The following is an 11,388-nucleotide window of genomic DNA, read 5'->3' as shown; positions in this document are numbered from 1 at the left end:
CAAATTAGATTGTGAACGAGGGAAAAGCCAAGCCGCGTATCATCGCTCATCTAGTGAGTGTTGAGCAAAGGCAATACAACTAAGCCACTTGATATCCATTGTCTCGTGGAAGAGACTACGCGAGCAACCTGTACAGTGTAGCTATGCTCTTAGCAAACGCTGAACTTTTCTCCATTTTCCTCTGCTTCTTATTCTTCACTGAGACACAATATTCCATACATGATTTTGGCAAGCAACTTAAGTACGCATTAAGCTTAGGGGAGGGGCTTTGCCACGATAACCCGTGAAGGAGGTGTTAATTCATTGTAAAAGGGAGCCGCGTGTTAGGAGGGAGGTAAAGCTTATTTAAAGCTTTTCTGGGTAATAAGAGTAGGCTTTCTATGAGCGCGCTCGACGAGGTTGAGAGAGCGCTGGGAGAACTCAAAAGAGTTATGGTGAATGGTTATGGCTTCGCTTCAGCGAAGCACCTCCTGAGGGAGGCAAAGGAGCGGTTGATGAAAGACGACTACACCGGGTGCCTGGATCTCCTCAGGAAGGCGAGGAGGGAGGCGGAGAGGGAGAGAAGGATAGCCTCCGAGGTGAGGCGCATCTGCGAGGGCGCTGGCCCCGCGCTAAGGAGAATGTGCGAGGACGTTGTGAGCAGGGTAAGGGCCGGGGACCTCGACTCGGCCGAAGAGCTACTCGAAAGGCTCAGGAGAACACCTGTTTCTGAAGAGTTGCTTGAGAAGCCCAAAAGAACACCTGTTACTCCTCTCCTTGAGTGCTCCTACGACGACGTTGTTCCCTTCCTCAGCCGCCCTCTTCCCGGCACCTCTACTGGCTACGGCTGCGAGCCCACGATCGAGGTGGCGTGGCTCAGGGATCTTCTCGGGGCGACAAGGGTCAGGTGCTGCAAGCTCAGCGAGGGCGGGTGGGGCGTGGTCTACCTGTGCGACAGCGATAAGGGGAGAGTTGCGGTCAAGCTGCCGCACTACGCTGAGAGCGTGCTCCTCGGCCGTGAGAGGCCCACGCTCGACTCTCCGCCGCCCGAGGTCGAGGCGCTGATGCGCCTGAGCCACCCGCACCTACTCAGGCTACTTGAGGCCCGGAAGTCCCTCCTGGTCTACGAGTACGCTGACGGCGGCTCACTAGACTGGCAGCTGCGAAGTGGGTACAGGCCGTCCGCGGACAGCCTCCTGCTCCTGGCTGTGCAGGTCGGCGACGCGCTGCGCTACGTCCACAGGCGCGGGGTGGTGCACGGAGATGTGAAGCCCTCCAACATCCTCCTAGTCGGGGGCGTCGCGAAGCTCGCCGACTTCTCCTCCGCGAAGCTCGTGGCCAGGAGCCCGGGGCCCCCCTCGGCCTTCACGCCAGGCTACACTGCGCCGGAGCAGGTGGACGAGAGTCTGCGGAGGAGGGTTGCCGAGCTGGGCCTCGAGGACAGGGTGGACGTGTACCAGCTGGGCTCCACGCTGCTGCACCTAGCCACCGGCGAGCCGCTCGACGGGAGGCAAGCAAGCAGGGAGGAGGTGGAGCGGAGAACAGGGAGGCTCGACTGGAGGCTCGCCGCGCTGCTGAGAGAGATGCTAGCGCCTGACCCCGCGAGGAGGCCCTCCGCGGAGGACGTTTCAAAAAAGGCCTGCGCCCTGCTGAAGGCGAGCTCGGTGCGCTAGGCTCAGGTGCAGGGGTTTGGCGCTCCAGAGCTTAAGTGCTCAGGAGGCAACCGCTATGCTACATTTTTCGCTCGCTTAGCCTTTAAAGCTCAGAGAGGCATAGCGCATACCCCTCCGTGAGCCACCCGCGCCCGTGGCTCCCGTCGCTGTTACATGCGACATGCCTGTTGCTTACAGAAGTCCTGAGGGTTTTTCACGTGCTGGATACGGGCTTTCCCTCAAGCCTGCTCACGCTCGTGCAGACCCATCTTACAAGCCCTAGCCAGAAACGTGGTAACTACGGACGGGATCTTAGCCTCCTGGCAATACCCACCCTTAAGGCTATCTCTCGTTTAAGCAACTCCCAGCCAGGGAGCCCTTCCACCCCCACAACCCCACCTCCATCAATTGACACTAGGAGCGGTTTCCCATTCCATCCTTCTGCAAATTCAAGGCTAAAATCTTTTATCCAGGCTCCCTGAGTTGGGCTCGATGAGCGAACTCCACTTCGCGGCAGGTATAGGGGACTTGGAAAAAATTAGAATGCTCCTCGAGCGAGGCGCTGACATAAACGCCAGGGACAATATCGGCTGGACGCCGCTGCACTTCGCCGCTATTGCCGGCAAGTTGGATGTGGCTAGGCTCCTGATAGAGAAGGGGGCAGACGTGAACGCCAGGGGCGTGTTTGGCGATACGCCGCTGCACTATGCCGCTATGAACGGCCACCTGGATGTGGTAAAGCTTCTCGTCGATAGCGGCGCTGACGTGGACGCTAGGGACGAGTATGGCAGGACGCCCTGGGATCTCGCCCGGGAGAGAGGTCACGTGGAGGTTGTTAGGCTCCTCGAGTCGGCGGAGGAGGGGCGGTCGGCCCAGCCAGCTAGGCTACAACCTGTGAAAAGCCAGCCCGCGGAGCAGCTCCTCGTGTCGGTTGAGGCCCCCCGGCTTGTTGCTGGCGAGTGGGGCTCCCTGAAGGTCAGGCTCAGCGGCAGGGCTAGGCTTCTGCTTGAGGGCGAGGTGGATTGGCTGGACCCCGGCGAAGCCGAGGGCCTCATCGAGATCCCAGTGAGGCTGAAGAAAGCTGGAAGAGTGCCCGTCGTCCTAGTGGCCAGGTGGGAGGGCGGGGAGGAGAGGAGAGTCGTGTGGCTCGAGGCAGCCGAGCGGGCGGAGCGCTCTCCGCTCCGGGAGCAGGCAACGCTACGCGCCTGCCCGAGTTGCGGCGCCCCAGTAGAGCCCTGGGCGAAGTACTGCTGGAGGTGCGGTGCTAAGCTGTAAGCTGGACCTACAGTAGAGCTATGGTCCAGCGTCGAGTAGTACTCTGAGATGATGGCGGAGTTGTAGCGGGGGCAGGTTATAGCTTATTAGCTACATGCGGCGTAGGCTGGTGCCTCATCTCTTCACTAGTCTCTGAGTGTGAACGGTAGTGCGAGGACGTGATTGTAGAGTATCAGGGAGCAGTTAAAGGGTTGAAGCCGGTATGGTACCGTCGGCCTTCTCTCCGTCCTTCGAGGGGGAGCTCTAGAAGATAACAATTAGTATAAAACTGCGATTAGCGCTATAACCGGCTAGGATGAGTAGCGCATCAACTGGCACATCCATCCTGTGAAGCCCTGTGGGGATGAAGGTGAGCGCGATGGCAACTATTAAGAGACTACTCCGATCTACTCGTCTAACCTGTCGGAGCAACCCGCAGCAGCACTGTCCCTGTGCAGGGAGTGAGCTAGCTAAATAGGTTACGCAGTCTGTTCGCCCCCGAGACTTTCCTAGTTCTTTGTCTCAGTTGCACGGTCAGGGGGACAGAGCCTAAGTGCGTAGAAACGCTTATGTGTGTTTTAGCGGTGTATTGGGGGTGCTCGGCTTTGAGCTACGCGGAGGATCTTTGGGCTAGGGAGCGGATCGAGGGGCTTGAGCGACAGGTGGGGAGCCTCTGGTCGTCGCTTAGGAGCCTGCAGAGCACTGTGGGGGGTTTGGAAGGGAGCCTTGCTAAGCTCTCTGACGCTCTTGCTGGGTTGCGCGCGGAGATTCGCTCGGTCGACGCGGCGTTCCGCAAGCGGCTTGAGGAGGTTGAGGGAGAGGTGGAGGCTACGAGGAAGGAGTTGCTCGGGCAGGTGGAGGAGGTGGCTGAGGAGCTTTCCGAGGGCTTGTCCAAGCTGGATCAGCGCATAGGCTTGGTTTCGCGCTCAGTGGAGGAGCTGGGGCGCTCGCTGGGGAGCGCTGTTCGGGAGAATAGGGAGGTGCTTGAGACGCTGGAGCAACAGATGTCGTCTGGGCTGGGCTCGATAAGCGGCACGCTCGAGAAGCTTGTGGAGCTGCAGAGTTCCACGCTGAGCAAGACGGCGGAGATCAACAGCAAGGTGGCTCAGATGGATCAGAAGTGCGAGCAGAAGCTGTTGAAACTGCTGGAGTACAGCGAGGGGATACGCGCCGCCTTGGACGACGTGGCTCGGGGCACTCTCGAGGTCGTGAGGGGCGAGCTTTCAAACCAGACTGCGAGGCTGGATGAGGGGGTGAGGGAGGTTCAGCGCACCGTAAGCACGGCGTCTGACAGGATGCTTAGGGAGCAGTCCAGGTTCCTAGAGAGCGTTAAGCAGCAGCTTGAGAGCCTGAGGAGCGACGTCAACAGGAGGCTAGACGAGCTCGGCGGCAGGGTGCTCGCAACCGCGGACGACGCGGCTTCGGTCGTGGCTCTTTTGGAGGCCCTGCGCGAAGACTTGAACAGGGCTCTCGACACGTTCGCCTCTTCCTTAGACCTCTGCTGTGAGAAAAACCTTATTAGCAAACTCTCCGAGAAGTAAACGATGTCCTACTCTCTGGAGCAGGTAGTGAAGCTGGCCCAGAAGGAGGCGGAGAAGCTCCACCAGAAGAAGATCGCAAAGAACGAAGAGCTCTCCAGGGATGAGGCTGTTTTCGCGATCATGTACAAGTTCCCTGAGGCGCTGGCGAGGCTCGACGAAACTACCCGCTCTCTCCTCGATAGCTTCAACGCGTCTCTCAGCAAGTTCGTCGGCGAGGCTGAGAAGATAAGAGGTGACCTCGAGGAGAGGCTTAGGCAAGTGAAGAAGTACGAAGAAGAGGTGTACAGCGTCGCGAAGAGCATCCACGACCTGGAGACAAGGAAGCAGCAGATCAACAAGGGGCTTGAGCTCCTGCAATCCTCCCTCAAGACGTTAACGGACGCCTACTCTGTTCTCGGAAAGACAGTTGAGGAGATGAAGGCCTTCTCTCTGAGCCTCGAGGGCAGTTTCAGGAAAATGGCCGGCGAGGCGGAGAGCGCTAGGAGGACTATATCCGAGGAGGTCTCGCACCTGAACGACACCCTCAGAGAGCTCATGGAGGCGAGGTCTAAGCTGGACTCGTGGGCCAAAGAGCTCGCGTCGAGGGAGGAGGCTCTGGCGAGGAGACTGGCGGAGGTGGAGAAGAGGGAGAAGGAGCTGGAGGGGCTGAGGCAGCTTCACGAGAAGCTGGCCGGAGATGTGGAGGAGCTCGAGAAGCGCCGGGACGAGCTCGCCTCGACTCTGGAAAAGCTGGAGGAGAACATAAAATCGAGGCTTGGGTTCATCAACGCTCGGGAAGGTGAGCTTGTCGAGAAGGTGAAGGAGGTCTCCGAGGTTCTAGCGCGCGTGGTGCAGGAGAGGGAGGAGCTCGATAAGCTGAAGAAGACTCTAGAAAAGGAGAGCAATAAGATTAGGGAGAGGGAAGAGGAGCTCAAGAGCCTGGAGCGGAGACTGCAGGAAAGGGAGGAGGAGCTCTCGAGGCGTGAGAACGAGCTCAAGATGCGCGAGGCGTCGCTGCAGAAGCTGGAGCAGGAGCTGGTGCAGCGGGAGTCGGAGCTGAAGCTTAGGATGAAGCAGGCCGAGGACATGCTCCGGGTGATCGGGGAAAGGCTCTCCTTCCTCGAGCAGAAGCAAAGGGAACTGGACAAGCAGCAGAAGGCGCTGACCGAGAAGGAGAGGGAAGTCCAGGACAGGGAGAGCGCTTTGAAGAGTCTGAAGGCGGAGGTTGATAGGCTACGCGCCACGGTAGAGGCCAGGGAGAAGGCTGTTGAAAGCAGAGAGAAGGAGATCGAGGCCCGCGAGGCGGAGCTGAAGGCCGAGTGGGAGAAGTTCGAGCAAGAGGTCTCCGAGAGGAGGAAAAAGGTGGAAGAGGAGATCAGGAGGGCGGAGGAGGAGCGCCGGAGGCTGGAGGGTGTTAGGGAGCAGCTGCTGAAGGCTATGGCCAGGTTCGAGGAGGCGAGGGCTCGTGCTGAGGATCAGGCTCGGGAGTACGAGGAGAAGCTGAAGGAGCTTGAGAGCCTCAGGATGAGGTACGAGGAGGTTATCAAGAGCAACGAGTCGCTACGGCAGGAGCTCGAGAGTACTAAAAAACAGCTAGCCGAGTGCAGGGCGGAGAAGGAGGAGCTGGCTGCCAGGGTGTTAAAAGAGCAGTAAGCGGTCTTGTACCACCTTGATGAACTCCTCCATCCTGGGTATGTTAGCGGGGTCGCAGGAACCGTCCCCTCTCTTGGCGCGGGAGGCTCTCACGAGAGTGCTTAAAGAGGCGGGGACGCTATCCTCTGGGGCTTCGACCCCCCTGATCATGTCCACGAGGAGCCTTCCCAGCGCGTAGACGTCCGCCCGCTCGTCGTCGGCTCTGCAACCGTAGCCGGGTGTCGTGGCCTGACTCCTCATCGTGTACCTTGGCTCGAGGGCTACGCCGAAGTCCGCTATCACAGGTCTCCCTTCGTCGTCTATGAGCACGTTCTCGGGTTTGAGGTCCCCGTGCTTCCTTATTATTCCCCTCGTGTACAGCTCCATGAGGGTTCCGCCGATTTGCAGGAGCACGGCCAGGGCGCTCTTTTCGTCGAGCCGCCCCGCCACGCTCAGCAGGTTCCCCTTTGGGTAGTACCTGAGAACGATGTAAGGTAGCCCGACCGCGCTGACCCCGTGGTCAATAACTTCGACTACGTGAGCCCTCACGTTCCCCGGGAGGCCCTTAGCGGAGGAGAGGATATCATACTCCCTCTCGATCGCCCTCCTCGATTCGGGATCCTCTCTCGCGACTTTCACCACCCCCCACTCCTTGCCCCGCGTGGCTAGGTAAGTCTCGCTAAACCCTCCCTCGGAGAGCTTGCAGTAGGCTTCCCACTCGCCGAACCTCTCCCGCGTGGTCACCCTCTCACGGCATGCCTCCACACTTGAGGCGGACCTTAGCGCCTCGACAGGCTTCCCGAGTAGCTCCCTGTAGTCCACAGCTTTTTCGGCAAGCCTCAGCGAGACACCCCCCTTAAGGCGATTCTCGCCGCCCACTTGCTTAAAGCTGACCTCCACGTAGCTTGGATCAGACTTCACGAGCACTTCCCTCTCAATGAGCGCTGAGCTACGAGGCCTGACTTCGATGAAGCCAAGGGGGAGCGCCAGCTTAACGTCGCCGTCGAACACGACCCGAGTGACGACAGCCCTAAAGTCGGTGTCGTTCCTCAACTCGAGGTAGAGCCTACCTGAGGCGCCTCTCTTCACTATCACGGAGCGGGTAAGGATAACCCCGCCTGGCTGCGGGGGTTGCAGTTGCTTGAGGTCGTCGGGGGTTGCGATGCGCCTTCTCAAATCCTCGGACGCCTCCCTGAGTAGCGGGGCCTTGTCAACGAGGAGGTCACACCACTCCTTGAGCTTGCTCAGGATGTAGCCTTGGCTCTTACCCTCCTTGACCCACTGCTCCAACGAGCGCTTGCCGTAGTCGCACAGCCCAGGCACCCCCAGCTCGTCCGCGAGCGCGCAGAGCTCGCTAAGCCTGTACGCGTAGTCGGCTGGGCTCCCATGCCTGCCGTACGCCTCCAGTAGGTATGAAACCCTCTCTACAAGCCGCTCAAAGCTCAACTCACGGACACCTCGATGCACGGGAGGGCTGTTGCGCGCCCTTCTCCGTGCACCGTGTACCTCTCCCCGCGCGCCCCGAGTCTCCTCAGGCCCGCCAGGGATATTAAGGCCCTCTGACCGGGCCTGAGCTCGAGCGAGTCTACCTCCCGGAGACCGGCAGCAGTGCACTCGTAGATCGGGAAGGTGCCGAGCTTCCTGATCCTCACAGCATTTTCCTCGACTCTTATCTCCGCGTGCTTCCTGTGAGTACACCCTTCCGGCGCGTCATCCCGAGGACAGCCCCAAAGGCACTCGATGTCCTTGAACAGGTATAGCGTCTGCCCGCCCTCGTCCTTCACGCAGAGGTGGCTCGGCTCACTCGGGTCTGCTGGGTCGCAACGACCGAGGATGAAGACCACAGGGGTTGACGTCACTCTGTAGTGGAAAACGCCGACCGAGAGCGACTTAACAGGAGTAGGGGGCTGTGGAGGAGGCTGCGGGGGAATCGGGGCTCCTCCTCTTCGAATGATCTCTCCCGAGATCATGTCTCTCCCCCCTCTTCTAATGATCTCTTCGGCGATCATGTCTCTCAGTGTGTTAACCGCGTCGGTGAAGCCTCTGATGTCTGCGTTGATTCTCGTGATGAAGTTAATTATGTATCCTTGAAGTTCTCTATTCTCGCATATGCGTAATTCCATCATGTGGATGTCCTCGGAAGTTTTCTCCTCTAGGAAACTGTAGAGGGTGTCAGCGTCCTCTCTTAGTTTTTTCAGGTAGGTTTCCAGGGTGTTAACGCTGATGGGAAAGCTTTGGGAAACAATGCTGGTAAATGTTTGGGAAATGACGTCGACAAATGTGTGGGCTTTTTGAATGGCGCTGAATATCTCCCTCATTGGAAGGCATCTTTCGGTCATGCCCAATGCATCGCTAAAGTCTCGTTCAGTGCGATTGAGAAACTCTCTTAGCCTTCCTAAATTCTCCCATTCTTCATAGAGCTTTTCCAAGATTCCTTCATCGGAGCCACTCATCACTATAGCACTTTCTTTAAGCATATACTTAAGCTTTTTCAAGAAGATATCTTTGGTTTAGTTCAACCGGTTCTCGCGTGACTCAAAAACAACCTTTTCCATACGCTCTTTGTGCGGTCACGGCTAGTGACTAGAGGCGTAACGCCGGTCTTGAGGAGTTTCCTCATGTGGCTGAAGCAAGGGGTGTACACTGCTCTGGGAAACACGCTATTGAACCTCTTCGACGGCTTTTAATAGAAGGACGGGGGGTTTAATTTCGATGAGTCAGGAGGGGGCGCGATCCGCTGTGCGGCCGGGTCGCTTGCTTCTCGGAAGCATTGTAGCAATTGCTATCCACGTGCTGTTCGACTACCTGGGTCCCGCAGGTGAGCTCCTCGCCGGTTTCGTTCCAGGCTTCGCATTCGCGTCCTCCTACTTGGAGAGCATAGTGATGAGCGTTGTGGGGAGCCTCGTGGGGGACGGTATCTCCGGGCTTATAGTTCTGAGCTTGCTCAAGGCGTCCGCATCAATGCTCCGTCTTCCGGAGTTTATCCCGGAGCTGGGTAGCGCGTTCATCCTGTTCTGGGTCGCGAAGGGTATGGTCCTCTCGTCCATAGGAGCACTCGCGGGCTTCAAGCTAGCTACTGCGCTTCGGCGCTCAGTGAAGGGCCCCTCATCTGACCTTTAGGCCTCGCACGAGCCCCTTCTCGTGCAGTGCGTGCCAGAGCCTTTAACAGCGCTCCTACGACTCTTCAAAAAAATTATAAACATCTAAGCTGAGTATGTTACGGGAACATGCAGAGTGTTTGCCCCGTCTGCGGCAGGCTAAACCCGGAGAGCGCGAGGTTCTGCCTGTACTGTGGGGGCAACCTGAGCATCAGCGAGACGAGGTACATTTACCCCGAGGAGTACGAGCACCCTTTGGACAGGGAGGCGCAGAACTTCATAGATTCGACTGTATTCCTGCCTGCGCTTATGAAGCTGGTCTCAAACCTTGTAGCTTCGTTCCAGCGAATCGCCGCGATCGGTCACTACGTCAAAGTGAGCGAGAAGAACTACCCACGCGTTCACAGGCTCGTGCTGGAGTGCGCGGAGAGGCTTTCGCTCCCTAGGCTCCCGGAAGTCTACGTCTCAGGGAGGCTCCCTGAGGGCTGGAACGCCTTCAGCATTGGATCCGATGAGAAGCCTATCGTTGTCATTGGTAGCGAGGTTGTCTCGAACCTCGAGGATGATGAGTTGAAGTTCGTGATCGGGCACGAGTTCGGGCACATCAAGAGCAACCACTTGGTGTACACTACGGCGCTTTATGCTCTCGCGAACCTCGCGAGCCTAGGTCTCCCAGACTTACTCGGGCTACCGGCCTATATCGTTGGGAACGCACTTCTTAAAGTTGCCTTGAGTAAGTGGTTGCACGCTGCAGAGTTTACATGTGACAGGGCTGGCCTTATCTGCTCGGGCAAGCTGGACGCGTCTCAAAAGGCGCTCCTAAAGGTTCACCTTCGCTCAAAAGACGTGAGCGAGGTTGATGTCGATAGCTATGTGTCTCAAGTGGATAAGGAGGTAACGTGGAGCATTCTAGTTAAACTGGCCGAGCTCGAGCAATCGCACCCGTTTGTGCCGTACCGGTTGCGGGAGCTCAAGACGTTCTACAACTCGCAGGTTTTCCATGACATTATTGCCAAGCTCAACTCAGCCGAGTCGGGTCAAACGGTACCCGTGTTCGCGAACCGGGTGTACTACGGTGGTCTCCCGTACCGGAAAGGTAACTGGTTGGAGAGAACAGTCTACCTCCCAAGGGAGGTGAAGTCCGCCAACCTCTCGTTCAAGGCTGTCCCCATCAACGACCCGTGGATCGAAAGGCACGCAACCCTCGAGCTCAACGGTTACAGGGTTTTAGACGACGCGCGGGTTAAAGTGCGCGAGGGGGTAGCGTGGAGTGGGATGTGACGCCCGTCGTCAAGCTGGGTCCTAATACTCTGAGGTTTCACATCGACAGCGCGGGGTTCAGGTGGCGGGTGTCGGCCACCCTTAGGCTCGGATGAATCCTATAGGCACGATACTCAGGGGGTCTCGCTATGAGAGGCGCGCTCAACTCGTTTGCTGTTAGGCTGGCTGAGCTGGGCTCAACCCTCCTTTTCGTCGTAGCCGTGGCGGACTTCGTAAAATCCGTGGTAGTGGCTCTAGCTGTCCTCGGCATGTTCTCGCTTGCAACGAGCCTTCTCTTCGGCCTGTTCGGTGAAGGCGCGTACATTATCGGTTTGGCCCTCTCCGCGGGCATGGCCGTTGCAGCTGTATACTCTCTGGTTATAGCTTATATCTCCAAGAGGCGGCTTAGAGAGCTTAACAATGGGACATTAACAGTTGAAGGTAAGAGAAAAATGCTCAAAATAGTTTTGCCCGACCTGGCGATATCGCTCCTTGTCCAGAACTTTTTATCGGTGATAGGTCTTTCCCTGATCGTGCTCGCCCTGCTTATTTACGAGCCTAAGGCGATGCCCGAGCTTTAGAGCCTCATCTTTGCGGTTGGAAAGCAAGGTTAGTCCCCACTTGAGAGTGCAAGCGTAGTCTGTGAGGAGGGCTTATTCTCGAAAAAGTTTAAAAATGCGTTTTTCAGAGATTTTTTGTATGAAGTTGCCAACCATCAAGTTACCTGAAGAGCTTGTGAAGGATATTATTAAAATTGCCGCGGGGGCCGCTGCAGGTGCTTCAACCACCTATCTTATAATGAAAATTAAGGATGGGAAGAAAAGAGAGCTCACCCGCAAGGAGCTCGAACAGCTTGAGAGAGAGGTTTACGAGCTTTACTCGAGAGGGATCATAAAAGAGGACAGCTTCAATAGAATTACGAGGGCGATAGCTGCTCTCAAGTCCTGAGCAGTTTTCCTCGAAAAACTTAAGTATATTTTTTTCGGTAATCCC

The 11,388-nt window shown here is 57.4% G+C and carries 10 protein-coding genes; 8 read left to right on the top strand and 2 right to left on the bottom strand.

Annotation, left to right across the window (positions count from 1 at the left end; all coding sequences use genetic code 11):
• The first annotated feature begins 380 nt into the window (after positions 1–380).
• The 4 genes from MOV14_RS09885 (at position 381) to MOV14_RS09870 (ending at position 6,058) form a co-directional block, all read left to right on the top strand.
• Positions 381–1,652 (top strand): serine/threonine-protein kinase, encoded by a 1,272-nt coding sequence (locus MOV14_RS09885; RefSeq protein WP_318537167.1) that lies wholly within the window; start codon positions 381–383, stop codon positions 1,650–1,652.
• Between the two features lie 471 nt (positions 1,653–2,123).
• A complete protein-coding gene (locus MOV14_RS09880; RefSeq protein ID WP_318537166.1) occupies positions 2,124–2,906 on the top strand; it encodes an ankyrin repeat domain-containing protein in 783 nt (260 codons plus the stop codon).
• 584 nt (positions 2,907–3,490) lie between these two features.
• Positions 3,491–4,426, top strand: coding sequence for a hypothetical protein (locus MOV14_RS09875; RefSeq protein ID WP_318537165.1), 936 nt, complete (start codon positions 3,491–3,493; stop codon positions 4,424–4,426).
• Positions 4,427–4,429: 3 nt separating this feature from the next.
• A complete protein-coding gene (locus MOV14_RS09870; RefSeq protein ID WP_318537164.1) occupies positions 4,430–6,058 on the top strand; it encodes a hypothetical protein in 1,629 nt (542 codons plus the stop codon).
• On the opposite strand, the gene MOV14_RS09865 is transcribed toward MOV14_RS09870, so the two are convergent.
• Positions 6,044–7,483, bottom strand: a complete 1,440-nt coding sequence (locus MOV14_RS09865) for a serine/threonine protein kinase (RefSeq protein ID WP_318537163.1) — start codon at positions 7,481–7,483, stop codon at positions 6,044–6,046. The genes MOV14_RS09870 and MOV14_RS09865 overlap by 15 nt on opposite strands.
• Entirely contained in the window at positions 7,480–8,355 is an 876-nt protein-coding gene (locus MOV14_RS09860; RefSeq protein WP_318537162.1) for a hypothetical protein, read from the bottom strand. Before MOV14_RS09860 ends, MOV14_RS09865 begins: the two co-directional genes overlap by 4 nt.
• A 394-nt stretch (positions 8,356–8,749) precedes the next feature.
• Between MOV14_RS09860 and MOV14_RS09855 the strand changes: the two genes are divergently transcribed.
• The 4 genes from MOV14_RS09855 (at position 8,750) to MOV14_RS09840 (ending at position 11,343) form a co-directional block, all read left to right on the top strand.
• Entirely contained in the window at positions 8,750–9,157 is a 408-nt protein-coding gene (locus MOV14_RS09855) for a hypothetical protein (RefSeq protein ID WP_318537161.1), read from the top strand.
• A 107-nt stretch (positions 9,158–9,264) separates the two neighbouring features.
• Positions 9,265–10,416 carry a M48 family metalloprotease gene (locus tag MOV14_RS09850; protein ID WP_318537160.1) on the top strand — a complete coding sequence of 384 codons (1,152 nt, stop codon included), beginning with the start codon at positions 9,265–9,267 and terminating at the stop codon, positions 10,414–10,416.
• A 128-nt stretch (positions 10,417–10,544) separates the two neighbouring features.
• Entirely contained in the window at positions 10,545–10,976 is a 432-nt protein-coding gene (locus tag MOV14_RS09845) for a hypothetical protein (RefSeq protein ID WP_318537159.1), read from the top strand.
• 118 nt (positions 10,977–11,094) lie between these two features.
• Positions 11,095–11,343, top strand: coding sequence for a hypothetical protein (locus tag MOV14_RS09840; RefSeq protein ID WP_318537158.1), 249 nt, complete (start codon positions 11,095–11,097; stop codon positions 11,341–11,343).
• Positions 11,344–11,388 lie beyond the last annotated feature (45 nt).

This window comes from Infirmifilum sp. NZ, assembly GCF_022693705.1.
GTDB lineage: Archaea > Thermoproteota > Thermoprotei > Thermofilales > Thermofilaceae > Thermofilum.
The sequence above is the reverse complement of the archived record's forward strand: the minus strand, read 5'-3'. Positions and strand labels throughout refer to the sequence as shown.

Excerpts from the sequence above, each read along its gene's own strand:
- MOV14_RS09885 (WP_318537167.1), top strand. The coding sequence starts at position 381 with ATGAGCGCGCTCGACGAGGTTGAGAGAGCGCTGGGAGAACTCAAAAGA.
- MOV14_RS09870 (WP_318537164.1), top strand. The coding sequence starts at position 4,430 with ATGTCCTACTCTCTGGAGCAGGTAGTGAAGCTGGCCCAGAAGGAGGCG.
- MOV14_RS09855 (WP_318537161.1), top strand. The coding sequence starts at position 8,750 with ATGAGTCAGGAGGGGGCGCGATCCGCTGTGCGGCCGGGTCGCTTGCTT.
- MOV14_RS09840 (WP_318537158.1), top strand. The coding sequence starts at position 11,095 with ATGAAGTTGCCAACCATCAAGTTACCTGAAGAGCTTGTGAAGGATATT.
- MOV14_RS09845 (WP_318537159.1), top strand. The coding sequence starts at position 10,545 with ATGAGAGGCGCGCTCAACTCGTTTGCTGTTAGGCTGGCTGAGCTGGGC.
- MOV14_RS09850 (WP_318537160.1), top strand. The coding sequence starts at position 9,265 with ATGCAGAGTGTTTGCCCCGTCTGCGGCAGGCTAAACCCGGAGAGCGCG.
- MOV14_RS09880 (WP_318537166.1), top strand. The coding sequence starts at position 2,124 with ATGAGCGAACTCCACTTCGCGGCAGGTATAGGGGACTTGGAAAAAATT.
- MOV14_RS09860 (WP_318537162.1), bottom strand. The coding sequence starts at position 8,355 with ATGAGGGAGATATTCAGCGCCATTCAAAAAGCCCACACATTTGTCGAC.